This window comes from uncultured Psychroserpens sp., assembly GCF_947500255.1.
Lineage (GTDB): Bacteria > Bacteroidota > Bacteroidia > Flavobacteriales > Flavobacteriaceae > Psychroserpens.
Map to the genome: position 1 here is coordinate 278,000 of NZ_CANMRL010000005.1, position 25,797 is coordinate 303,796.

Consider the following 25,797-nt stretch of genomic DNA (forward strand, 5'->3'; position numbering starts at 1 on the left):
TGCCTTGTATGCTATTATTTATGAATCAATCTACCAACATCATCTTTATGTGATGCGCTAGTTTGACATGACTTAAAAAACAACCAATTGGTCATTGCATTTATATACCTATTAAAGAACATTGTCAATACATTATTGAATTTTATTGACTGTTTCTTATTATCGCGTTTTATATGCTTTAAACCCCATTCAATAGCTTCATGAGCATGGATTTTTCCTGTGTCAAATGTTGGAATATCTATATCTGATTCTGAAATGAGAATTGGTAATTCTGTACAACCCAAAATAACGCCCTCTGCTCCTTGACGTTGTAGTTCTTTAATAATCCTAATAATCTTTTGTTTTGAAGCCTTTGTGAATTGCCCTTTAACTAATTCGTTATAAATAATGTCATGAACAACTTGTCTGCTACCTGTATCAGGAATAATGATATCTAGTCCAAAATGGTTCGTTAGTGTTTTGGTATAGAAATCTTTTTCCATAGTAAACTTTGTTCCTAATAATGCTACTTTTTTAAGTCCAAGCCTTTTGATGGCATCTCCAGTAGTTGTTGCAATATGTAAAAACGGAATAGTGACATTTTCAGAAATATAATGGCTTACTAAATGTATAGTATTCGTGCACAGTAAAATCACCTCTGCTCCTGCCCTTTCCAATTGTTGGGCCGCTTCCTTTATTAGTTCACCTATAGCGTTCCAATCGCCTTTAAATGTTAAGCGTTCTATATCAGCAAAGTCTAAAGACACCATAATGCATTTTGCAGAATGTGATCCACCTAATACCTCTTTCGCTTTTGTATTTAAAAACTCGTAATATAACTTTGAGGATTCCCAACTCATTCCTCCTATCAATCCTATTGTTTTCATCTTTTAAATGCTTTATATGTTTATGTGAGCTAAATTATTACGAACAACTAAGCTTACATAGTTTTGAAATTGAGATATATAAACTCTTAGTTGAAATAATTTCAACTATAACTTATAGGCAAGTATGTATCTTTGTAACCATGGAACTTAAATATTTCAGATTAATAAAAACAATAGCAGAGGAAGGTAATCTTGCGAATTCTTCAGAACGTCTATTTTTAACGCAATCGGCTCTAAGTCATCAATTAAAAGATCTAGAAGAACGTTTAGGCTTTAAAGTTTTTCATAGAAGTAGAAATAAATGGGAACTTACAGCTGAAGGCACTGAACTATACAAACTAGCGAAGAAACTATTCAGTTCAATTGATGAAAGTTTTAATACTATTAAACATATAAAAGAAGGCTCTAAAGGTTCAATTAAATTGAGTGCCGAATGTCAATCTTTTTTCCATTCTATTCCGTCTTTTGTTCAAAAAATGGGACTATTATATCCAGAAATTGACATAGATATTTCATTAGGAGCGACACATCAAACCATATCACAAGTTTTATCAAACGACATAGACATAGCTATTGTAACCTCAAAACCTGAATCTGAAGAACTTTCTAGCATTCCTGTTTTTAAAGATGAAATTTTTGTGCTTATGCATAAGGAGCATCCGTTGAATAATTTGGAGTATTTAGATGCAGGCCATTTTGGAGATGTACATTTGTTAATTAACTCTTTTCCTTTAGATGGTGTTGCTGTTTATGAATACTTTTTAAAGCCTAACAACATACATCCAATCAAGATTTCTGCAATTCCATTTACCGAGATTTCATTGTCTATGATTACTGCTAACATGGGAGTTATGTGTGCTCCAAAATGGCAGTTAAGTTCATTTAAGTTATCAAAAGAGTTGGTGTTTAAGCGCATTGGCAAACATGGCTTAAAACGAACGCATTACTTGGTTGTAAAAAAAGAAAATCAAAATAAAAAATACATTCACGATTTTATCTCCAGCTTTCAAGAAGATTTTTTAGAATGATGCTTCAATATGTATGTGTTTTTCTCTCTTTTATGAAATTATTGTTTAGCAAATGCAGGTACTACAGTGTCAAAAATAGGCATCATGATTTTATCATCGTCTCTATCATGACCAGAAATGACAATGGTTAGATCCAATTCTTCTACGACCATTACACGCTGGCCACCACCTCCCCAAGCCAATGTCATATCATAGCTTTTGTCACCAACATTAACTGGTGTGTGATACCAAAAATAACCATAGCGATAATTCTTAGGCATCCAATCTATTGCAGGTCTTACAATACCACTGGTAGCTTTTTCTAGATAGGCTTCAGAAATAAACTGTTTTCCATTCAACTTACCCTTGTTTTGTACCAAATGCCCTAATTTAATCATGTCACGAGATCTGATACTAGCTTGCCATCCTGCTTGAGGTAATCCACTTACGTGTTTTGACCATTTATAATCGGTAATACCAAGTTTATCAAGTAACTCGGTTTTAATAAAGTCTTCGGCTGTTCCTGGGACAACGGCGTCAATGACTGCCATTACCATTATTGGATTAAAATTACCATATAAAAACGTCTGAGATGTGTCACTTATAGGTGCGCTTTGTTCAAGAAGTGTTTGAACCAATCCTTGACCTTTTAATCGCACTGAATCATTCTCAAATGCTTTCCATTTATCTCTATCAATAGTTAGACCTCCATGCATAGTCAATGCCTTGTGAAGTGTGATTTTTTCGGCGCCTTTGGCAAGTGTTTCAGGATTAATATCTTTTAGAAAACTAATCAATGGTTTATTGAGATCATCCATGCTTAAATATCCCATTTCTATGGCTCTACCTAACACCAAACTGGTATAGCCTTTTACTGCAGATGCTTGTCCGTGAGGCACGTTGATACGACCTTTTTTATAATAGGATTCATAAACCAATGTATTCTTATGCGAAATAAGTAACGCATCGTAATTACCATATTTGCCGTCAAAAATGTCTTGGGAAACTTTGCGAATCGCCTCTTGATCTTTACTACTCACAGCTAAGGTGTCAACCAATATGCCATCTTTTCTATCCTCTGGTGTTGTACTGACATAGGGTTTGTTGAGATTTGGAATCGACCAGAATGATACCTCTTTGTCCAAACTTGAAATAGGATGTATCAACGATGACAGCCAAGCGGCACTGCGAACAGCTGTTGTGGGGAATGCAGTACTATGGTTCCCATCAATCACTTCTTTATATACGGATAAACCAACATCTCGTCTATCATTTAATAATTTAATAAATGCCTCCATAGGCGCAACCTCTCTCTCTTCTTCCAATGAGCCATATGCAATAAAAACATTGGCATTCAAACTTGAGTTTCTATTGGATGACTCATAAGGTCCAAATTTGGCATTCATTTCCGTTAGGTAATCGACTTCTCCTTTAACCGTTGGGCTTCCAATAATGTAATTATTAAAAGTATCAGGTTGAGTCATTAGAATATACGCACCAAATTCACCACTCATGGAGTATCCAAAATACGTACGACTGTTTGGGTCCGTGCGGTAGATTTTGTCCACATAGGTAATAACATCATTACGAATAAAGTCAAGATGCTTATGAGCTTGTCCAAACTGTATTTTTTTTTGAATTTCAGGATTGCTGTGTTCTTTTATCGAGTAATCTCGAAACCTACTCACATAGACTCCTACTTCTTTTTTTAGATCCTCATCGATGTCCAATTGATAAGAAATCCCAACTAGAATAACATCTTCAAGAATAAATTCTTGGCAGGAAGATAGTATTTCACGATGCCACTTAGCGTCTGTATAATAAAGTACAGGATAGGTTTTATTCGTGTTCTCTGAATAATCTTCTGGCAACTCTATATACAACTCGTAGTGTCTGTCTGTTTGAGTATCTTTTATTGGAACGACCTGAATTTGTGGTAATACCAATGAAGTTCCTTCTCCATTTGATGTGAATTCTTTTGCACTATTTTCTTGTGCAAAGCTTGTATGTATTGATAAAAGGATTATCAGCATTAAGAATTTAATTGTTCTCATAGTTATCTTCTTTTTATTTACTTTTTTGTAATTCCGTAAGTCTGTACTTGGCTTCGTTATTTTGCGGATTTAATTCAAGTGATTTTGAGTAATTTAAAATGGCCAGATCAATTTCTCCAATTTTCGCACAGGCTTTTGCATAACTTTCGTATACTTTGAAACTTTTTGGATAGAGCATCACGTTCAATTTGAAAGTGTTTTGCGCTAATTTCATTCTGTTATCATGGTAAAAATCATAACCTATATCATTCAGGTGGTCTTCAGTAACTCTAGGGTTAGTAGAATCATGTTCAATTAGAGTTCTATAGGCTTTAAGTGCATTTTCAAAATCTCCTTCAAGAAGGAACTCCACAGGTTCTTTTTTATCAGTACCTGTCTTGACAAAGGTGGCGGCTAAGGCCCAATCACTTCTATAAAAATGAACTAAATTGATCGTTTCGTCTTCGGAATTTGGTTTGAATTGGATAAATCGACTAGAATTTCTTCTAACAAAACTACTATCAGATACTTTGATGAGTTCATGAGCTTCTACGTCAAGTATATTTTTATAGAATAGTAGATTGTCCTTTTCAAAAACTTCTACAGTTACGTTATCGGACTCGTATCTACCAGTAATTTTATTGACTAAAGACTGTTCAATTTTCATTTTTTTATATACAGGAACATAATTATCCCAATTATACGTTTGTGCTACCGAGCGTATCACTTCAGCATTAAACTCAGGAAATGTGGAATTGGTCATCACAACCACACCATAACCTTTGTCTCTATGAGCCACTATCTCGGTATAGAAACCTGTATTCCATCCGTGATGTCTTAGATAGATTTCATCCTTTTTATTAAGAAGCTGGAACCCTAAGCCCAATGTAAATGACCAAGTAGAATTATCCACTCCATATGGTGTCCCCATTAATTCTGTCAGGTCTTTTGATAAGCCTTTGGTATCCTTACCGTCTAGGGTTTGTTGTACGTTGGTAATAAATTTTGCATAGTCCTCAGCAGTAGTCCATAACCCACTTGAAGCCATTGATGGGCTAATATGTCTTCTACCTTCGACCATAGAACCATCTGATAAATAACCTGTGGCGGCCATCGCTAATTGTTCTTTAGTAAGTGATTGGTTAAACGTGCTGTTGTTCATTTCTAAGGGTTGCAACACGAATTCATGCATGATCTCTGGGAATGTTTTTTCTTCAACATCCAACATCATTTGTTGTATGGGTACATAGCTAGCATATGCAAAACGAACACTTTCACCAGGTTCTTTATTTACAGTAATTGGCTCGTTTGTTGCTGGAAAAGCTCCGTTTAGAATCTCTACAAGCGTTGGGATTTCTTCATTGATACTATAGGATCCCGTTCCGCGAGGATATATTCCGGCAGAGTGATTTAAAAGATTTCTTATGGTGACTTTGCTTTCCTTGTTAAATTCATTTTCGGGTACTTTCCAGGATTTCAAGTAGCTATTAACATTTTCATCTAAGTCTAATTTATGTTGTTCTACGAGACGCAATGCACCATAAGCCGTTACTGGCATACTGGTTGCCGCTGCCTGAAAAAGGGTGTGTTCTGTCACAGGAACTTTACTTTCTTTATCCACAACGCCGTAAGCTTTTGTCCATGCAATTTCACCATGATGTATGACTGCAATACTCACACCTGGAATTCCATAATGTTCCATACGTTCTTCTATAGACCATGTTGAATCGCCCTCTATATGTATTCGAGTTGTGAGACCAGTTTCTACCTTTTTGGTTAAATCGGTTGTAGTACCAGAATTTGATTTTTCTGTACATGATTGAAAAAGAACTATGATAAAGAGTACTGAAATAATATGTTTCATATTTTTTTATTTAATGCCGAATAAAGATATCCTATAATCTAGATTCAGTATCTTAAATATGATAAACACAAGGGTTAAATGACAAAGTCATTTCATCATTGATATATGGCTTTCATAAGAAATTATAGAATAATGCCTTTGTAGATAGTATCTTTATCATTTTAATAAAAGCGTATATGTTTAAACGATCATTGAAGAACACTATTCTTCTTAATATAGGAGCCTTTTTATTGGTTTTTTTACTTGAAACAGTAAGTAATTTGTTTTTCAAAGATAATTTTGATGATAGTTATTCTTTTTACGCACATGGACTTGATTATACTGTTATGATTATGGGTTTCATTTGGGTAAATCATTTTATTCTTATTCCATTTTTCTTAGATAAGAAAAAGTATGTTTTATATGCCATACTGCTCATTGGAAGCTTATTAATTTTTTCCTACTTCAGAACAGGAACTTGGTCTGGTACATCTAAAATATTCTTCTTTCTTCTTTATACCACTGGAGCTGGAATGGCTGTTTTTTTCTTAAGAAGAAATACACTTATCCAAAAGGAAAATGACGAGAAAGAAAAATTGCAAAAAGAAATGGAGCTTAATTATTTAAAAGCACAGGTGAACCCACATTTTTTATTCAATTCTTTAAATAGTATTTATTCGCTTTCGAGGGAACAATCATTAGAAACTCCTGACCTTGTCATGCAACTTTCAGAATTAATGCGATACCAATTAGAGAGTTCTAAAATGGAGTCTGTTTTATTAAAAGAAGAACTTGAGTTTATAGAAAATTATTTACTACTTGAAGAAAAAAGACTGAGTAAGCGTTGTACTGTTGAATTTTTAATTGAAGGCGATCTTTCAAGTTTAAGAATTTCTCCAATGTTACTCATCCCATTTGTTGAAAATGCGATTAAACATGGTGCTCAAAGTACAAATGAACAGAGTACAATAGATATTTCTGTCTCCATTAAAAATGGCACTCTTTACTTTTGTGTGGTAAATTCTAAGCCTTCCATGGTGACTGAGTCAAATAGAAAAGGAATGGGACTTGAAAATGTGAAGAGACGTCTAAACCTTTTATATCCTAATTCACATGCCTTAGACATTGATAATGCGAGCAAAGAATATCGTGTAAATTTGTCTATTGATTTGACAGTTTCAATATTAAAAAAAACAGATAATGATTAAAATCGGAATCGTAGATGATGAGCAGCTTGCACGTAAAGTGTTAGAAGAGTATTGCTCAAAAATTGACAACTTTGAATTAGTAGTAAGTACAGGAAATTCGATTGAATTTGTCAATTTTATTCAACAAAATGACGTTGATCTTATTTTTCTGGATATAGAAATGCCTGAACTTAATGGGATGGAAATTTTGCGTTCTATGATAAAGCCTCCTAAAGTTATTTTAACCACAGCTTATTCTGAATATGCCTTAGAAAGTTATAATTATGGTGTCGTAGATTATTTATTGAAACCTATAAAACTCGAACGCTTTTTAAAAGCCATTAATAAAGTTTCGACCTCAAAAATAGCGGAACCAAAAAAAAGTGATGCTAATAAAGAGCTTCAAATAAAACATGATGGAATACCTGTTAATATCTCGTTTAAATCAATTCTATATATTCAGAGTTTTGGAAATTATTTGAAAATTTTCACAGATTCAAGAATGTATCTTATCTCAGAAACACTTATTAATATAACGACATCACTATCTGACAATTTCCAACGCACTCATAAATCATATATCGCCAATTTGGAAAGAGTTACAAAAGCTAACAGAACGCATTTATTTATTGAAGACAAAAAAGTGCCTGTAAGCGCTATGTATAAGGTTGTTGTGTTTAAAAAACTGGAGGTTTTATCGAAGTTATAACATGGTTAATTCTGGTTTCTGTTATATGTTGCTTCCCTTCTACGACACTTTTAAAATTAGTTTACCCATTTTATCGATTAAGATATCTTTTCTTTCTTCAGACTGACTAAAGGCCAGTACTGAGAAGAAGAAAAAATTAAAATAGTAATATTTTTCATTAGTGCTAGTTTTTAGAATAAGCACTAAAGTTACTCGCTGTCAATGGTTTGAGAAATGATATTGGTCATTTCGAAGCACAAGATTTATGTCTGCTTTTGTTTTTAATAGTATGGGCATAACTGAATGGTCTATTGTCTGTAATGCTCTAAAATATCTGTACTCACCCAATAAATATCTTGATTGCTTGTATAAAAGAAATACTTTCCGTCTTTGGTTACGAATGGACATAATTCATGTCCTTTGGTATTAATCACATCTCCCATAGTTACAGACTTAGTCCATGTGTTATCATCATTTTTAAAACTGATATAAAGATCTCCTCTACCTAAACCTTCTGGTCTTGTCGCACAAAAAATGACATATGACTCGTCTGGTGCAACAAACACATCAGCTTCATAATGTGATGTATTTATGGCGTCTGACAATGCTACGGCTTTCTGAAATTTACCGTTTTTATATGTTGAGGTGTAGATATCGAAATTGGAGTTGATTTTGCTAGATGAAAAATACATGGTACCATCGTTAGTAAACGAGATGTAATATTCATCGGCTTCAGAGTTAATATTAGATCCTGCATTAATAGGTTCAGACCAGCCAGTATCTAATCGTTCGGCATACCAGATATCATAATCTTTGGGTTCACCTACTCCATCTAGTGCACGTATAGATATAAAGTACAAGCGCCGCTCATCTGGAGATAGAAACGGATCGTTATAACCATATTTTTCATGTTTCATAATGGTTTTAGGTGAACTCCATTCTGTTCCTATAAGTTTAGAATAGCGGATCTCTTCCTTTCCATTTATGGTAACACCATAAAAGAATTCGGTAGCATCTTTATTGAAAACCGAACCAAATTCATATTCATTCGTTTTAGAAATAAGTCCTGGAGCAAATACTTCTGGAGTTGTTGAAGGCGGCTTTTGTTTTAGATATTTGAGGTTATCATCAACACCACTACTTCCAATGCATAATAACAGTATTACGATTATATAAATTTGAACTTTCATAGTTTGTGAGTTTAATATAATGGCGTCAACCTATTTTTAATATTTAATTCTACTATCTCAACGCATAAATTTCGTTATTTATTTTGATAGGTATATCGGCAAAGTAAGAAATACGCAGCATTACAAACTAGAAAGAATACTATAAACCATCCAATCATATAATTGGGATCAGATGCTTGGCTATCTGTAAAATTATTTAAATGCATTGCAAATGCAAAAATAATACTAGAGCCAATCATAATAATAGCAGACCATAAATAACTACCAGAATATAATGTCTCTTTAGGCAGTGTATTATTATTTAAAATAACGACCTCTTTTAATTTATCATCGTTACCTATAAAATAACCTCTAATATTATTAATAATATTAAAATGTTCAAACTGTACTTTTCGTAGTCTACCTAAAATACAGATCATGATAAAACCAATAACGCTAATAAATATCATAATCAAGGATAATGATTTATACTGATCGATATCGTTATTTAATATTTTATTTTCAAATAATAAAGCAACAATACCTCCAAAAATTGTGGTGAGTGATAGGAATATACTAGATAATTTGTTCCTTAATTCGTCGATGTGAAAGGTTAATTTTACTGCAGATTCGTATTCCTGTATTAAATAACTGTCCTGTGGTTCCATAAAAATTCATATGTTAATAACTTGTTTTAAAGTTACATTAAAATTGTATTCATAAATAAATTCTATCATTTTAGTTTTACTTTAGTAGAACATTTTAAGTATTATCTACCAGATTTTACCAGATAGATAGCGCAATAATAAGTACAATAATAGATGCACACAGAACTGCAACAACTTAAAGATTTTTACACAACACATAAGGTTGAAATTAACCATATGAAAAACCATCATATACACTCTGGGTTGGATTCTTTGCAGTTTAAATTTAGAGACAACACAATAGTGGTTCTTATTAATGATGAATATCAGGATTTAGCGAACCAAAACCCACTATTGAATTTAGTGCTTGTACTTAATGAATTGTCTTATATTGATGAATCATTAGACTTTTTAAATTGGTGCTCAGAAAATGAAGTGAATGCAAGTTCAGAAAAGCTTAGGCTATATTACATAGAGATTTTAGCTTTCCTACCTCATATCAAAACCTTTTTTTCTGATGGTAAAATAGATGGCTTCATTTCAGACCTAGACTTTCAGCTTAATGCTGGTGCAGTTCAGTATTTAAGATCTAACGAATAGGATTATAAATTTCTATCAGAATACTCTTTCAATAGAAACCTCATTATCAAATAGTTGTAAAATACTTTATTTGATATTCTCACCCTAAATGCTTATCTTACAGGATACAGTTTTGGCAAGTAGTCTCCACAATTCTTCTTCAACTGAGGTGACAACATGTAACATAAATCAATCCATATGAAACTTTTAAAATCAATCCGCCATAGTGTTCCTGTAGCACTAGTATTAATTATGATCTGTACCATTATCATATCATGTGATTCAGGTACCAAAGAAGAAACAATTCAAAGTGAAGAATCTGTTGTACAGGATAGTACATTTATAGATGCTAACGCCAAATATGGAAAGACAATTAGCAATGTAGATGCATTAAAAGGAACTCAAATGTTCATGAATAACTGTGATTACGGACGTTATCTTGTCGCTATAGAATCTATAGCAATGTATCGTAGTCCTAAAAATGGTATTCTACAAATAGGGCAATTATCTGGTAAAGTCGTTTGGGGTGATGTACCTTGGGAAGTTATCGACGTGGATCGTACAGAACAATTTGCTGAATTAGGTTGGGAACCAATCGAGACACTCACTGATTTTTCAATTGAAGATATTGGATCACTAGCCTATATCAATGTTGATCGTATGACTATGGGTACCTTAAAGGTTAACGACTATGAGTTATTGATATTAAGAGAAATGCAGGGTATTGAGCATCCTACTAATTCGAAAATATCAATAGGATCTTCTGAACTTGATGAGATCGATTGTTTCAAATATATCGAATGGGACTGCTCCAATATTGCTTGTTCTCAATCCTGTGAAGACAAGGGTGGCGACTGTAATTGCCCTGGTTATGGATTTTGCAGTTATACATTCAATATAAGATGTATGGTCATTAATTGTAAGAAGAAATGTGTGAGATACTGGCCAATAGGTGGTTTAGCATGGTGTTCTTGTGAGTAGTATTAGATGTTTTTACGATAAGTTGAAGGCGTCGTCTTTTCAAACTTTTTAAAAGCAGAATTGAATGACGATAGGCTACTAAATCCAACGTCAAAAGCTATAGAAGCTATAGTGAAATTTTGCGAAGAATCATCTAACAGCAAAGCTTTCGCATCTTGAATGCGATAATAATTGATAAAATCGTTAAAGTTCTGTTTCGCATATTGGTTAATAATTTCAGAGGTTTTCTGAGTGCCTTTACCTATGTGTTTTCCTAAGCTTAATAATGATAATTGTGGGTCGAGATAAAGTTTTTCTTCTTCAAGTAATTTTGATATTCTATGATATAAAACGGCATCATCATTTTGCTTAAATATTGAACCGTCAATATCCATAACTTTTAACTGAAATGCTTTATAACTTAAAAAATAAATGACCAAAGAGTATACAATAGGTCCAGTCACATACGGAACAGCATCTTCTATAATATTTAAACAATAAGACAACCAGATAAATATAAATCCTATAATAAGTAGCTGTAGCCAATTAAAAATAGCTCTTTGAGATTTGGTGAGTAGGACATCTTTATATGATTTTTTTACACGTTGTATTATACGTCCTGAACTATAAATATAAAACGCCAAGTGTAAATAAATAAAGATAAGGACACTGGCGAATACAGCAATGACTTCTTTACTGTTACTATCGAACCAATTTTTCGTTACAAAAAAACTCAAAGAAAACACAGTTGCAAAGGGCACTAATTCTACTAAATAATTTTTTGGCAGCTTGTAATTTTCATGTGTCATACCCAATACATACCAACGTAATAGCGGACCAATTAACAATAAAAGTGCTAAACCTGCGAATATAAAAATGGGTTCTAAATCGCTACCAAAATTGAGCATGACCGATTTCCCAATTCTAAAGGCCATAAAATATAGAATGAGTCCTAAAAGTATATTTGTAACCGACCGTCTCTTTTTAAAGAAACACAAAAAAGTAGCGAATAGAACACCGTGTAAGAGTCCTGCGCTACTTATTATGATAAGAAGTATGTCTGAAAAATTCAATACGCTATTTTATTCAAATGTAGCCAAATTTTTATTCTCTTGAGTCTAATTTCTTAGCATAAGATGCCAGTCGGAGAATATTTGTAAAGCGTTTTACATCGCCTTGCATAACACCAATAATACTATGCTTAGTAACTAATAACCTACTCATAGGTTCCTCTTTTCCATGCATGATATGCTCCATGAGTGCTTTGGCTTTGTCAATCCCTTCTCGTTCATAGGTTAGCAAAACACTAACTGCATTTTCTTCACCTGTAATAGGTCTCGTTTTTGGTGTATATCCTAACTGTTTAACCATGGTTTCGGCTAAAACCCATACTGACCAAGGATTTTGACCTGTAATGAGATTATCATCATGGCTCATTTTTTCTAAATACATGCTGCCTTCATTAAAACGAGCTCCTCCTTCTATCAATTTATCTTGCAATAAAAAAGGGAATATGGTTTCGGCATCTGAAATAAGTAACAATTCCTCTTTATTAGTAAAACTACTTACTGTCTTGTTTTCCACTAAATGCTGACCATTGTCTAAGGTGACATTAACCAAAGCCGCTGGTCCATGACATACGGCTCCAATCACTTTTCTTTCTTGATAGTACTCTTTAATAATTGCTTGTATAGCTGCATTATTTGGAAAGTCGAACATAGCACCTTTACCACCTACAAAATATACAGCTTCATAATCGGTTGTTATTACGTTGTCAATCTTGATCGTATTATTAGCCTTATGTTGAGCTTCAGAATCATTCAAAAAAGCATAATCGTATTCACCCATATCCTCATCATCTATAACAACAGGAGGCTTCCCTCCTAACGGACTTGCGATATCAACTTCGAAACCGTTAGCAGTAAAGACATAGTAAGCTCTTGCTAATTCGGTCAACTCATATCCTGTGCTCTTCCCACTCATTCCCATTGTGCTTGTACTTGTGACAACAGCTAATATTTTTCCGCGAGGCTCTGGCACATTTTTGGCCACATAAGTAAGATTTTCAGTTTTACTCGACTCCAACTCCATTTGTCTTGGAGGCACTAGGTTCTTAATCCAAAAACCTAAACATACCAATAGTACAATGATAGTTGCAAGAACGCCTAATGTCCATTTTAGTATCTTATATTTTTTACTTTTCATTTCATCTTGTTTTATGATTGTTTTGCTAAATACAGAAAAGACGTTCATAAATACTGACGAAATGATAATTCCGTTAGACTAAAAATTATTTAATAATTAAAAAAAGCGCTACAATTAAACCGATTGTAGCGCTTCTTATATACTAAAAACTAAATTGTTATTCTATATCTGAACAACTGTTGATATCATACCCTTCTCTAAAATAAACACTATGTGTTTCGCCGTCATCATTAATCCATTTCAATACGTAATTGTCGCAAGTGAATTGCGGAGTTAATGTAGAGAAATTTCCAAAGTTAAGGTCTATGGTTACTTTGTCTCCTTCATAAAACCAATCTAAACCGACTAATTCTGGATTTTGTTGGTTAAATTCTTCGAGTGTTGGAAATGATCCATCAACACTATAAATATTAAAGCGTTTAGTATCCGTAAACTCATATCGAATAGTGCTTTCAAAACCCACTGGCACCCATCTACCAAGAATAGTTGCTTCAGGCGTGATTTGATTGTCATCAGAATTATAATCATCTGATGAGCAGTTTAACATCGTTAATGCCAATAATAAAATTAGTATCTTTTTCATAATAGTTGTTGTTTGATTCATCTATATAACAACTTAAGTTTAACAACTCCTGAAAAAGTTTGCTTTTGCTCAAATATTTCTCACCAAAACAAAGGTTCAAAAGTATAAAAGCTTATGAGTTAAAATGTAACTTCATGCCTTCATGAGATGCCACAAATCCTATTTTTTTATAAAATTCTAAGGCCTCTGGTCGTTTTTTATCAGTAGTTAATTGTAGTACATGAGCGTTTCGTTCTTTAGCTTTATTAATCGCCCATTTAAAAAGTTCGGTACCTAAACCTGTTCCTCTATAATCCTTTCGGATTCTTACCGCCTCAATCTGTGCTCTAATCCCTCCACAATAGGTAAGATATTGTATAAAAGACAATTGTAATGTGCCAATGATTTCTTCTTTATCATTTTCAATAACAGTTAGCATTTGGTTTTTATCTCTGCTTATATTTTCAAATGCGGTATAGTAAACACTAGGCAGTGGGCTTTGAAAATTTTCTCTTTTTTTGCCAAGATCATCATCGGCTATCATAGCTACAATAGCCGAAACATCATCTCTATTGGCTTCTCTAAAAATCATATCTATCTGAATTGTTTGGGAAGCTTACCAAATCTTAATCCGCTCCTCTTCTGCCCTATAATTGGCTTCGCCTGGCTTCACATCAAAAGCCTCATAAAATGGAGTGAAGTTCATTAAAGGTCCGTTAACACGCCAAATTGGAGGTGAATGTGGGTCGTTGGCAACATAATTACGTAAGTAGGCCTCACGCATCTTAACACGCCAAATATTAGCAATAGACAAAAAGAAGCGTTGATCTGGTGTATACCCTCCTATTTTTATTGTGTCTTGGCCTTGTTCTGTCATTTTAAAAGCATCATATGCAATAGCAATACCACCATTATCTGCAGTATTTTCGCCAACAGTTAAAGCTCCTTTTAAATGTACACTATCTAATACTGTAAATGCGTTGTATTGTTCAACAATTTGTTGCGTTTTAGCTTTAAATTTTGTGTAGTCTTCTTCAGTCCACCAATTTGATACATTTCCGTTTTTATCAAATTGCGCACCTTGATCATCAAAGGCATGTGTAAATTCATGACCTATAACCATTCCTATTCCTCCATAATTTGCGGCATCATCAGCATACAAATCAAAATATGGTGCTTGTAAAATACCAGCAGGAAATACAATTTCATTGAGTGACGGATTATAATACGCTGTCACTGTAGATGGTGTTGTTCCCCATTGATCTCTATTAGGCGCTTTATTAAGTTGATTTAATTGATATTGATAGGCGTCCTGTCGTAATGCAACTACATTCTCAAAAAATTGATTGCGATCAATAGATACGTCATAGGTACGCCAAACATCTGGATATCCTATTTTTTTATTAATAGCATAAAGTTTGTCTTTGGCCTTTACCTTAGTACTATCACTCATCCAATCTAAGTTATCAATACGTTTTTCTAGTACTTTTTGGAAATTATTGACTAATTCCAATGCTCGCTTTTTTGCATCTTCATTAAAATAACGCTTTACATATAACTGTCCTAAAGCAAATCCAATTTGTCCGTCTACTCTGCGTACCATACGCTTTGCACGTGGTTGCTGTTCTGATTGTCCAGATAGTATTTTTGAATATTCGAAAGATGCATCTTGAAAGGGCTGACTTAGAATATTATCATGAGACCCAATAGAATTTGCCTTTAAATAAAGCTTCCAATGGTCTAAAGACACAGATGATAACATTGTATTTAAATTATCATAATAAGTTGGTTGAGCCACATCTACAGAATCGACTTTTGCTCCTAAAATATTTAATAGGTCAGTCCAATTAATGTTTTTATGGCTTTTGTTTAATTCTGAAACAGACATTTTGTTGTAGTTCGCTTTAACATCCCTTCTTTCAATTCTAGTTTTGTGTGATTCAGCTAATTGCTTCTCTATGTTGTAGACGGTTTCGGCATTTACTTTAGCATTAGCATCGCCAACTAACTCAAAAAGTGTTGTTAAATATGTTTTATAAGCCTCTTGAATTTGTTTTACTGAAGCATTATCTGAGAAATAATAATCACGGTCTGGTAAGCCCAGCCCAGTTTGTGCAAAGTGTAGTATATTTAGTGAGCTGTTTTCTTGATCGGGTGATACGTAAGGAGCCAACATAGAATAATCTCCAGACTTCAACTGTGTTGCAACAAAAGTTAGTATTCCTTCAATATCACTAATAGCATTAATGTTGTCTAAAATAGGTTGAATTGGTTTTAGTCCACGCTTGTTAATACTTATCGTGTCCATTCCTGAAGCGAAAAAATCACCTACTTTTTGTTCTATACTACCTACTGGGTGCTCCTTTTGAGATATCTCTTCCAAAATAGTCTTTAATAATTCCTGTTGTGGAATGTTTAAAAACCTATAAGCACCTACACCAATTTGATCATCTGCAATAACTGCGTTTTCAAACCACTTTTTGTTGACATGATTAAAAAAGTCATCTCCTGGCTTAATAGAAGAATCTATACCATCAAACACTACAGGCTTGATAACTATATCAGTATTGGTATTGTCAGATGTTTTGTCGTTTTTGCAAGAAAAAAGTACGAGTAAAATCAATGAGAAGTAACGAAGCGTTTTCATAGAAAGTGATATTTGTTTTCCCAAAGATATACATTTCTAATCGCGCATGATCATCTTTAATATTTCGTTAATATTTTTTTGTTGTTCTCGGTTGTTGCTGCTGCTTTGTAATAATTCTTGATCTCGAATCTGAATTTGGATCTCCATTATAGTGTATAATGAACATGTTGTTTTTATCTTTTTCAGAAACACCATATCCAGTGCCCAATGCAGTACTAAAGTTAACTTTTGTGGCTTCAGACAATTGTTTTGCAATTTGTTGTGCTTTATTGCTATTGCTCTGAGTGTAATATAAAACCGTAGGTTTATTTGAAAAAAATGACATTTTTTCTTCCCAATCTGGAAAAACCGTCAATTTAAAACCACTTTTGCCAATAAGATATTCAATACGCTTTTTAATTCTTTCATCTGGTTTGTAGGAATACAATCTTATTTGCCAATCATTATTTTTAACATCTTCGACTTTCGTTGATTCAAATTCTATTTGCACAGTAATTTTCTTCCAGTCGTATCCTTTTTTGCTTTTAAAAGGCTTGACGCTTACAATATTAATTCCATTTTTCTTTAAACGTAATGCCAATTCTTCTGCGTATTGTTTTTTAACTAAATCACCATAATATATAGTATTTACTTTATTTCTATCTGCTACATTTATAACGGAGTCAAAAATGTAATGAGGAGATTCTATTCCTCTAATTACTTTTTCTACAACGTCGCCATCTAATTTCCTTTTATAGTATCGAATGGCAACAGTGTCTGATGCGAATTTTTTAATTATATTAACTCTAGTTTCAATAGAATCTACAGATTTCAAGATTTGAGTATTAGTTGTAGATTTCCGTATTTCATTCAATTGTTCCTTTACTTCATTTGCACTATATACAGCATACTTCTGTATAGAATCTACTTGTTGTTCGGCTATTAGGGCTCTTAATTCTTCATTTTTCTTTTCTAATGCTTTTATTTCTAGTTCTTGCTTGGTGTTAGCGATCTGTCTGTTTTTTTCTGCTTGGATATGAGCACTATAAAAATAGAAGCTGGCCAATCCAAGTAGAATAACTAAACCCACTAATAAATTTATTTTATTAGATTTCTTATTACGTTCTTCAATTTCTTTGATTCGTTCTTCTATTTTATCCATCGCTTTAGTTTTAGTTCTCTTATCTTAAAAAACTGCTTGTTGAATGTTTCTATTTCACTATCTGTTAATTGTGGTCGTTCAAGAAATTGAAGACGTCTTATGCCCATTTCTGCAATAGCATTAATACACTCTTTTTCTGTCATTCGCCAACGAAATGGAAAGAAAATAATACTTGTAGGACCAGCGCTACTAACAGTAGTTAGAAATTTGCCTTGATCATATATAATTGAAAAAATGGTCCCAATAACAGCAATAGTGCCAAGAACAATCATCCAAATGGTAAACTCTTTAATGTTTTGTTTGCTTTCTGTTTTAGCATTTTCAATTTCTGCCTCAGATATGAGTCTCAATTTAGATTCTCCCAATTTATCATCATCATCTTTTTTTATGAGATGTTCTGATGCTAAAAGTTTTGGAATTAAATCTTCATCATAATCGTCCATTCTTACAATACTTTTGGCTGTATTAAAGGACTCTTCAACCGATTTTCCATTGAAATGGGATGTGTAAAATGCTTTGGCAAATTTAACAGCCGTATCATTCGGAATTTCATCGCGCATTCCAATTATATGTGCATGTTGTTTTTCTAATGTATCTATCCCGTTCAAACTAAAGCAAGCGTTAAGAAATACGCATGTCACATGAGCTTTGTAATTATTTAAATAGTCACAAAATTCTAAGACATTAATTTCTTTTTTATAGCCTTCACTATCATTAAAAAAAAGCACACCTTCTTTATTTCCATGACCAGAAATGTGCAAAATATTGGGCTTGATTTGTTCTAAGTCTCGATGTAAATCCTCTATTGTAACTGCGTCTCTAGTATGAAATTCGAAATCACCTCTATTTGTACTTGCCTGCAGCGCATTCCGAATCTCTTTCTCTTCGTTTCCGAGTCTGAGATTCTTTGTTCCTATAGGATTAACTTTTATGAATAATATCTTTATCACAAAAAAAATTATAACGTTATATTAATACTAACTTTTTCAATACTTAAGCTGTCTTCTGAACGTACATCTACACCAGACAATATGAGTTCTTCAGGTGTTTCGCCCAAAAAATTCTCATTTGCCTTCTGAAATGAAAGACCAGAAGTTTTCTCGATAAATTCTACTCTTACTTGATACGTTTCAGCATCTTTAAAAGTCATGAACAAATCACTTTCTGGCTTTGCCTCAGCACGAACTGAAGGTTTGACAATTCGTCGTTTTTCTAATAGATGTTTCTGACTGGTTATAAACCCTGTTCTATGTAAGGCACCATTCATTTTATAATAGACCACTTTCCAAAATACATATGGAATTTGTATGATATTATCTTTTACTTTAGTTACAAAATCTGGATCATCTTCAAAAAAAACAGGTCCAGTAAATACATTAATTTTAATGTTATTTTCTACGGTTTGATGATGTAAAATATAATCTTCAATCCTTCTCCAAACCCCTCTGTTAAGTCGATCTACCTGAGGCATTGCATTAGTAAAATAAAAAGTCGATTCGGCTGCTTCAATGGCTTTGTTGCGATTTGTTGCCCATTGTACATCTTCTCGTTTCGTAAGATGACCCTTATCAAAATCACTTTTATCTGCTCCGTAGAGTTCTTGTCCTAATTGAGTTTCTTTTGGAATTCGTTCATCTTTTTTCCATTTATCACCTTTTCCTGAGAAAAGTTCATCTCTATTAATTTTTTTAAAAAGATCGCCATGAATATTACAAGCAGTGAAATAAGGGAACTTTCGTAAAGGATTGTGTAGCACACTATAGTTAAGATAATCAAGGTAGTATTCTGATATATCGAAACCATTATCTTCTATTTTTTCAATTTCTACGGAAGAAATTTCGGGAATTGAAACCTCAAAATCATCCATAAAAGAACGCATATAACTCATTGTTTCACAATTTTATATGTTCTTATTAGGGAGATCTACACTAAGATAGTAAAATATATTGAATTGATAATGAATTAAGTAAGATTATGATCTATTCTAATCCTTCTATAGTTTTCAATAATAAAAATTAGTTACGCATATATAACAATGTTAGCCTAATGTTAATCAATTAAGACAATTGAAATTTATTAACCAAGCCCCTTCACTGGACAGGCTCCAGCTTTAGGAATTTTACTTTTTACTGGAGGATCAGGATAATACTGCATCGTTTGTTGAATTTTAATAGCACTAGCTTCTCCTGCAATTAACTTGACTAAATATAGAGCTTCATCTAGTCCCGACGAAATGCCTCCACCTGTCACTCTATTTCCGCTTTTAAGATAACGTAGATTATCTTTAACTACAGTCACTTCTGGGTAACGGCCAAAACAATTAACAAATTTCCAATGTGTTGTGATTTTATGACCATTTAACAACCCTGTATTTGCCAAAAGAATAGCCCCTTCACATACAGAACATACCCATTCGGCATTAGAACCTGCTTTTTTTACAAATGCTGTATAAGGAGACTTTGGGTCTGAGATGATTTTGGCTAAGGTCTCTGGTCTTCCTCCTGGAACCCATATCAAATTTGGGTTTAAAGCAATATCATCTGTGAAAGTAGCTTCTATTGTAATCTTTAATCCATTGTTAGTTGTAAAAGTTCCTTCATGCTCACCAACAAATAATATTGTGACATCTCTATGAAATGATTTGTCAAATGCAAGCCAACCAAATATTTCTCTTGGTGCTGCAATATCCATCAAATCAACGCCATCATATATAGGAATAACAATAGTAAAAGGCACCTGAGGTCGTTTTGTTTTAGTTTCCATGTTGTTGTCTATGATTTAAGTTGTGGCTGCAAAAGGATGTTTAAATAACTTGATGATTTTTTGAATACTGTTGCTAGAGAGATTACTCAATACAATTAACCCTAAAACAACATATAGCCACCAATTTTCAGTAAAATTCAAACCATAAGAAATCATCAAAATAACCATTCCCAAGCCATATAGGACTAAACTCGACCACGATTTATTTAAATAGTGTTTCCGCATTAAAAAAAAGCTTCCAACTAAAAATATTCCAAGAACAATATAACTCCAATTAGAATTAAAACTTATTTGTTCTAAGCCTAGAAAGCTAAATAAAGAGGCATAAGCAGCCCAGCAAATTGGACATTTTGGAAATAAAAACAATACAACTGCAGTCACTACATTTAGAATGCTCGTTTTCTTTCCACTCTTATTTAATAATCGTTTAGGAGGATGGTGCTTACTACAAGAACAGGCTGTTTTTTTTGTGTTTTCCATCATTCCTGTTTTTCTTGTGATGGTTTCTTTTGATCTCTATCCCATTGTGCAGTTTTGAGCAACCAGCTAAAGTCTCCTGATAACTGTGATCCAATTCCTAATGTCATTTTACCGTTTTGTGATGTGTATGAATTAAAGAGATATGCGCTAGAGTGACAACCAATACAACTTTCAGTACCAAAAATGGTAATATTTGATTGAGAGTTTTCCATAAGTCCAGCTATTTGATTACCGCCTTGAAAAAAAGTTTCCATAGAGATATTTGTTAGGAATGCCAAATTTGGTTTACCTCCTGGCTTGTTAACAACACTTTCTGGTATGTAATATAAACTGTCTGTGCTTATACCTGGTTTTGCATTTTGATCTAAAGGATATTGCGTATCAATTAACTGATAATATTGCCATACACTACCTTGCTGTTTGAAATACTCTTGCATTAAGGTGTTGATTCGCTTTACACGTACGGGAATATCTACCATGCGTTTAGATTGTGTTTTCATTTGAGCACTATCAGTATAATAATTCAAAGTATCACCTGTTACGTTCCAATAATTACCATGCTCAGTAGTGTGATATGAATATGTGTTTTTATTATTACTAACATCTACATTTACAGGGCATATCTCGCAATTAGGATTAGTGAGTGTTGGATGAATTACCTTAATCTCCCCATCGACTTCAGTCGTATTTTGATCTAGATTATCAATATGTTCGAATGTAGACCATACCCATTGTTTTCCTGTTGGAGTTTTTTGACTTATATGAAAACCAATTAATCCGAGGAGTGCTTTTTCTGGTTTTTTAGTTGATTCATTAATGATATAACCTTCATCTTTAAAATACCGTTCCTTATAATCGGTGTCTTCTAAAATTTTCCAAGCCAATTTAATTTCAACAGCACCTAATTGTTGTTTTTCAAAATCTCCTTTAGGAAAATTTGCGTTTACATTAGTTTTTGAAAACTCTAATTGGCCATTAATATTATAAAGCTTATTCTCTACCACGTAGTCAAATTCCTCTTTGTTCATTAGGACTTCGTAAACCACCACATTGCCATTTTGATCAAATAATTTTCCTGCAAAAGCCTGATCGGTTTCATTTGCAATATTATTGTTACCTGTATGCGTTGGTGTTGTACTATTCAATATGATTCTTGAATCATTATCGTTCAATACATTTGTTTGAAGTCCTAAACCACTATCGGTTCGTGGACTATCCCATGGTTCAGGTGTTTTACCATCAAAGCGGTAGACCTGAAAGGCCTCTTTCCATGTTAACCAAGTTGGTGTGCCTTCATCAGTGAAATTTTCACGAGCTTCACCGTTTTCATTTAGTGGCCAGTTTATAGCAATAAGAGCTTGCCAACTGTACATATTAAAAAGTTCATTAAGTTGGTAAATATCGCCTGCATCTTTAAGTTCTTTTTGCAAGACAGGGTTTACATCAACAGGTATGTTAGAACTAAACTCTAGAGGAGCTTGAACTGCGACATAACTACTCGTTTTGTTTTGTTCACAAGACAAACCAAGTATTAGTATGGACAAAACAATTGCTTTTATGGGATGTCCCATAAATAGACGTGATCTATTAGATTTCATAAAGATTATATTTTGATGTTAGTTTGCTAGGAAAATCAGAATGATTATACCTATTCGTTTCTTAATAATAATCTTACGTTAATAGTTGGATTGTCCATCATTTTATGAGGGAAACGATCACCAAATGGCGCATGATTTAACGGTTCTATCCAAGTCTCAAGCTTACCAGACTTCACCTCCTTTAATGGGAGCTTGAAATCGACATGCACAATTGGGTTTTCGACACAGTTAGGACATTTATCTACTTCAGACGGTTGGAAAAATGCTTTAGATGCTATTTTTTCGCCATCTTTTAATAAGTGTACACTAAAACTTCCTGGAATTTTAATACGATTAATCCCTTTAACACGTACATTAGCAATGTCTGTATCTACATGGAATTTTTCTGATGCTGCGACTGAACCTCTTCGTTTTGTTGTAAATGCTGCCATAGCTATTTCTTTTGTTTCTTTTGCAGGTGGATCATAATCAACATCTAAGTTTGCTATCGAATCTACAATCTTGACCGTGTTTAGATGCGGAGTGTTATTTGTGAATGGTGGTAAACTCTCCAAAACTGGTATTGTAAAAATATTTCGACTTTCAGTTGTTGTGATTGTAGATAACAAACCGTTTATATCTGTTGCATGCATACTTTTTTGCCACTCCCAAAACATGCGATCTATATTACAGTGATAAAACCAAAAAATTGGGTCAAAAGCAGCAACATTTTGATCTGCCATTGTTGGTCCAGTAGCTACATGTCCTCCATCGTGAGCACTTATTGATGTATCATTTGGAGCACCTCCAAAAGCTTGACCTCCATGATAGTCTTCCCAATCTTGTTGTGTTTTTGCACGTGTAAAATCTGTTAAAACATCATATTGCTTAAATAAGCTTTCCATTGTTTTAACAGAATTTCGTTGGGTTACATAGCCTTTTTTATAGTTGCTGTTTAGATCTTCGGGTAATGTATAATTTGCAAAGGGTTCCTGATTTAAAATATCTGGAAAATCATTAAAAAGATCCCAATATGGTAATGTTACATCTTCACATCCTGGAATTGTTCGTAATGCATTTTCAAAACTATATAAGTAAGCACGATGCCATGGATTATATCCAGGAATATGATGCATACAATATGCATTAGGAAGACCATGATAACCTGCTTGTATAAAATATCCATTTGGATCATTTGTTTTTAGTTTCATAACACCCGAAAATGCTTTTTTGAGAGTAGCTATTTCACCTGAAGACAAAGAACTAACATCTTTTCTGACACGCGTTGCTGACGCTGTTGCCATCATTTTAAGTCTGCTTGATTCTTTTGATGGTGTTCCTTTTGGGTAATTATTGGTCATCCAATCTAAAAATGTTTGCACTTGACTTTTAGGCCATGGATGTTTTGGTGGCATATTACCTGCTGCTAATTGCCCATAAATGCCTGGCGCATTAGATTTTACCGAATCATAGTCATTTAAAAGTATGCCATGAGGTGACATATGATCAATATCGGTTTGCGTAAACATATCTCGGATGCCTCCATACCATGTTGGTGCTGCGGTTGAATTACTCATAATTTAGTGTGTTTAGATTGGTTAATTTTTTAATACACTAAAATTATATATTACTTGTAGCTTATTTATGCGTATAAATACCTGTTTTATAATTATTTAAGCTTATTAACCAACCATAATGGTTGATCATTAAAAGCTTTCCAGTCTTTTTCCAAGGCCTTATACAATTTATCTATTTCAGTAAAATCATTAACACCGCTATTTGTATCAGCTTTTAGCTTTAGGATATAATCCATAAGTTCATAACATACCGTAAACTGTCCGCAAGCAATTAAAGTTTCCATACGGTTTTTAGCAATATCGGTTTTGTCCCACCATAGTGTTGTAGGTGTTTCAGATGCCGTTAAACATACACTTTCCAGGCCTTTACTAGGTTTTGGCTGTATTTGGTCATTATAGTTTGCACCTTTACTATAAGGTGTGTCTTGTCCATTTAATTTGTAAACTGTTGCCGTTACACGTCTATTATTCAATTCAGCCTTAGAATAGAATAAATCATAATTTAAGCGCCTCATTTGTTTTAAAAAGACATCATTTATCATTTTCATAGCAGAAGTTAAGCGATCTGTTAACATGCGTTGTATTAAACCAATATCTAATTTTTGAAATGTCAAAATATCATCCAATAAAGGCTCAGGAACATTCTTTTTAAACAGCGATTTTAATCGTGACAGCACAGATGCTTTTATCACCGAAGCAACTAATCCGAAAACAGTTAGAAGTAAACCTATACCCATTATAGCACTACCTAAAACATATAATCCAGTATAGGCTGTAGGTCCAAAAACTTGCATATTGTTTAAAAGTATAAGTAATAAACCAATGAGGAATGTAATCCAATACAAAGGCTTTATGGTAAAGTATTGTAATATTTTATTTATTACCCGTTTAACCGTTGAAGTTTTTCCAACTGTAGAAGTGTCTTGCTGCCATGGTTTCATTTTATAACTCCCAACATCATTAACTATTATTAGATCTAGACCATCAGGCATACGTTCATTAATCAACATCATACTACCTATACCCTGATTGTCTGCAATTCCACCATCCATGATGCCTACGCCATCAATAAATCGATCTAATTCTTTTAAGTTTTTATAGTCTGACGCATTGTGATTTTCAAAATAGTCATCTGGAAATACTAACGGTTCAAATCCAACAGGGAAACAGGACGAAGATGCTATAACATCACCTAACTTTACCTGATTACGCAATGCATTAACTTCCTTTTGAAAACTCTTATATAATGGATTATTGCCAAAATAACCTCGGTTTTGAAAACGATAAGTCAGTCCAAACGAAAAGTCGGTCGCATTAAAACATACTTGTTCTAATTGTTTAATATCATCTTTTTCAAATTCCTGAAACTGACCTTCAAATAGAGGCATTTCAGCATAAGTTAAGGCAAAGGCATTAATTAGTGAACGCTTTTTGTAAGCATGTTTTTTCCAAACAGCATCATCTTCTAATTTTGCAATTGCAGTTTCTAAGAGTGAGTCATTTTCTGGAGTAAATGTATTGTAGAAGTGTTTAAAAAAAGTTTTAAAGTCATAGTTTGGATCTTGAACAGCTTTGGCATAGCCTACACCTGCTAAGGTTCCTCCACTAACCGTACTTAATGCTCTTACCGAATCTAATAAAGGAGCATTCTTATATGATGCTTGATCAAGATAAGACAACACACCCAAAGCAAAAAAAGTGGCGCGATAACCTCCTCCACTGAAACATAGTCCAATGGTTTCAAATGGTTTTAAAGGTCTATTTTTTTCTAGTTCTTCAGACATGTGCAATGAAAATGTTTAGTTCTATAAATATAAGTATTTATTAATCCATATCTATACGTACAATTACCTGATTATTTAAAGT

Annotated in this window: 23 protein-coding genes; 5 read left to right on the forward strand and 18 right to left on the reverse strand. The window is 33.4% G+C overall.

Features of this window, described 5'->3' with window-relative positions; translation table 11 throughout:
- Window positions 1-14: 14 nt before the first annotated feature.
- Window positions 15-866 (reverse strand): aspartate/glutamate racemase family protein, encoded by an 852-nt coding sequence (locus Q0783_RS14900; RefSeq protein WP_298896438.1) that lies wholly within the window; start codon window positions 864-866, stop codon window positions 15-17.
- Window positions 867-1,006: 140 nt separating this feature from the next.
- On the opposite strand from Q0783_RS14900, the gene Q0783_RS14905 reads away from it, so the two are divergent.
- Entirely contained in the window at window positions 1,007-1,894 is an 888-nt protein-coding gene (locus Q0783_RS14905; protein WP_298896441.1) for a LysR family transcriptional regulator, read from the forward strand.
- A gap of 38 nt (window positions 1,895-1,932) precedes the next feature.
- Here Q0783_RS14905 and Q0783_RS14910 read toward each other — a convergent pair whose 3' ends face one another.
- Window positions 1,933-3,927: a serine hydrolase gene (locus Q0783_RS14910; protein WP_298896443.1), complete on the reverse strand. Its 1,995-nt coding sequence runs from the start codon at window positions 3,925-3,927 to the stop codon at window positions 1,933-1,935.
- A 13-nt stretch (window positions 3,928-3,940) separates the two neighbouring features.
- A complete protein-coding gene (locus tag Q0783_RS14915; protein ID WP_298896445.1) occupies window positions 3,941-5,770 on the reverse strand; it encodes a serine hydrolase domain-containing protein in 1,830 nt (609 codons plus the stop codon).
- A gap of 176 nt (window positions 5,771-5,946) precedes the next feature.
- Between Q0783_RS14915 and Q0783_RS14920 the strand changes: the two genes are divergently transcribed.
- Window positions 5,947-6,957, forward strand: a complete 1,011-nt coding sequence (locus Q0783_RS14920) for a histidine kinase (RefSeq protein ID WP_298896447.1) — start codon at window positions 5,947-5,949, stop codon at window positions 6,955-6,957.
- Window positions 6,950-7,645, forward strand: a complete 696-nt coding sequence (locus Q0783_RS14925) for a LytTR family DNA-binding domain-containing protein (RefSeq protein WP_298896449.1) — start codon at window positions 6,950-6,952, stop codon at window positions 7,643-7,645. Before Q0783_RS14920 ends, Q0783_RS14925 begins: the two co-directional genes overlap by 8 nt.
- Window positions 7,646-7,932: 287 nt before the next feature.
- Here Q0783_RS14925 and Q0783_RS14930 read toward each other — a convergent pair whose 3' ends face one another.
- Entirely contained in the window at window positions 7,933-8,814 is an 882-nt protein-coding gene (locus Q0783_RS14930; protein WP_298896451.1) for a hypothetical protein, read from the reverse strand.
- A 74-nt stretch (window positions 8,815-8,888) separates the two neighbouring features.
- Window positions 8,889-9,461 (reverse strand): hypothetical protein, encoded by a 573-nt coding sequence (locus tag Q0783_RS14935; RefSeq protein WP_298896453.1) that lies wholly within the window; start codon window positions 9,459-9,461, stop codon window positions 8,889-8,891.
- A 216-nt stretch (window positions 9,462-9,677) separates the two neighbouring features.
- Here Q0783_RS14935 and Q0783_RS14940 point away from each other — a divergent pair, with 216 nt between their 5' ends.
- Together Q0783_RS14940 and Q0783_RS14945 are read left to right on the forward strand one after the other, a co-directional pair.
- Window positions 9,678-10,040: a hypothetical protein gene (locus tag Q0783_RS14940; RefSeq protein ID WP_298896454.1), complete on the forward strand. Its 363-nt coding sequence runs from the start codon at window positions 9,678-9,680 to the stop codon at window positions 10,038-10,040.
- Between the two features lie 177 nt (window positions 10,041-10,217).
- Window positions 10,218-11,000, forward strand: a complete 783-nt coding sequence (locus Q0783_RS14945) for a hypothetical protein (protein WP_298896456.1) — start codon at window positions 10,218-10,220, stop codon at window positions 10,998-11,000.
- A 2-nt stretch (window positions 11,001-11,002) separates the two neighbouring features.
- On the opposite strand, the gene Q0783_RS14950 is transcribed toward Q0783_RS14945, so the two are convergent.
- The 13 genes from Q0783_RS14950 to Q0783_RS15010 all read right to left on the reverse strand — a co-directional run bounded on the left by Q0783_RS14950 (window position 11,003) and on the right by Q0783_RS15010 (window position 25,715).
- On the reverse strand, window positions 11,003-12,052 hold the full coding sequence (locus Q0783_RS14950) for a helix-turn-helix domain-containing protein (protein ID WP_298896458.1): 1,050 nt from the start codon (window positions 12,050-12,052) through the stop codon (window positions 11,003-11,005).
- 31 nt (window positions 12,053-12,083) lie between these two features.
- Complete coding sequence (locus Q0783_RS14955) at window positions 12,084-13,184, reverse strand: type 1 glutamine amidotransferase domain-containing protein (RefSeq protein WP_298896460.1); 1,101 nt, start codon at window positions 13,182-13,184, stop codon at window positions 12,084-12,086.
- 157 nt (window positions 13,185-13,341) lie between these two features.
- Window positions 13,342-13,767 (reverse strand): hypothetical protein, encoded by a 426-nt coding sequence (locus Q0783_RS14960; RefSeq protein ID WP_298896462.1) that lies wholly within the window; start codon window positions 13,765-13,767, stop codon window positions 13,342-13,344.
- 112 nt (window positions 13,768-13,879) lie between these two features.
- Window positions 13,880-14,338: a GNAT family N-acetyltransferase gene (locus Q0783_RS14965; protein WP_298896464.1), complete on the reverse strand. Its 459-nt coding sequence runs from the start codon at window positions 14,336-14,338 to the stop codon at window positions 13,880-13,882.
- 24 nt (window positions 14,339-14,362) lie between these two features.
- Complete coding sequence (locus Q0783_RS14970; RefSeq protein ID WP_298896465.1) at window positions 14,363-16,393, reverse strand: M13 family metallopeptidase; 2,031 nt, start codon at window positions 16,391-16,393, stop codon at window positions 14,363-14,365.
- Between the two features lie 67 nt (window positions 16,394-16,460).
- Complete coding sequence (locus Q0783_RS14975) at window positions 16,461-17,534, reverse strand: hypothetical protein (RefSeq protein WP_298896467.1); 1,074 nt, start codon at window positions 17,532-17,534, stop codon at window positions 16,461-16,463.
- The gene (locus Q0783_RS14980; RefSeq protein ID WP_298896470.1) at window positions 17,522-18,484 is read right to left on the reverse strand and encodes a CHAT domain-containing protein; all 963 of its coding nucleotides are present in this window, start codon (window positions 18,482-18,484) and stop codon (window positions 17,522-17,524) included. The genes Q0783_RS14975 and Q0783_RS14980 overlap by 13 nt, the downstream gene beginning before the upstream one ends.
- A gap of 8 nt (window positions 18,485-18,492) precedes the next feature.
- On the reverse strand, window positions 18,493-19,422 hold the full coding sequence (locus Q0783_RS14985) for a DNA/RNA non-specific endonuclease (protein ID WP_298896472.1): 930 nt from the start codon (window positions 19,420-19,422) through the stop codon (window positions 18,493-18,495).
- A 188-nt stretch (window positions 19,423-19,610) separates the two neighbouring features.
- On the reverse strand, window positions 19,611-20,297 hold the full coding sequence (locus tag Q0783_RS14990; protein ID WP_298896474.1) for a DJ-1/PfpI family protein: 687 nt from the start codon (window positions 20,295-20,297) through the stop codon (window positions 19,611-19,613).
- A gap of 15 nt (window positions 20,298-20,312) precedes the next feature.
- Complete coding sequence (locus Q0783_RS14995) at window positions 20,313-20,777, reverse strand: hypothetical protein (RefSeq protein ID WP_298896476.1); 465 nt, start codon at window positions 20,775-20,777, stop codon at window positions 20,313-20,315.
- Complete coding sequence (locus Q0783_RS15000; RefSeq protein ID WP_298896477.1) at window positions 20,777-22,375, reverse strand: hypothetical protein; 1,599 nt, start codon at window positions 22,373-22,375, stop codon at window positions 20,777-20,779. Before Q0783_RS15000 ends, Q0783_RS14995 begins: the two co-directional genes overlap by 1 nt.
- Before the next feature lie 50 nt (window positions 22,376-22,425).
- Window positions 22,426-23,931, reverse strand: coding sequence for a tyrosinase family protein (locus Q0783_RS15005; protein ID WP_298896478.1), 1,506 nt, complete (start codon window positions 23,929-23,931; stop codon window positions 22,426-22,428).
- Between the two features lie 92 nt (window positions 23,932-24,023).
- Window positions 24,024-25,715 (reverse strand): patatin-like phospholipase family protein, encoded by a 1,692-nt coding sequence (locus Q0783_RS15010; protein ID WP_298896479.1) that lies wholly within the window; start codon window positions 25,713-25,715, stop codon window positions 24,024-24,026.
- Window positions 25,716-25,797: the final 82 nt, after the last annotated feature.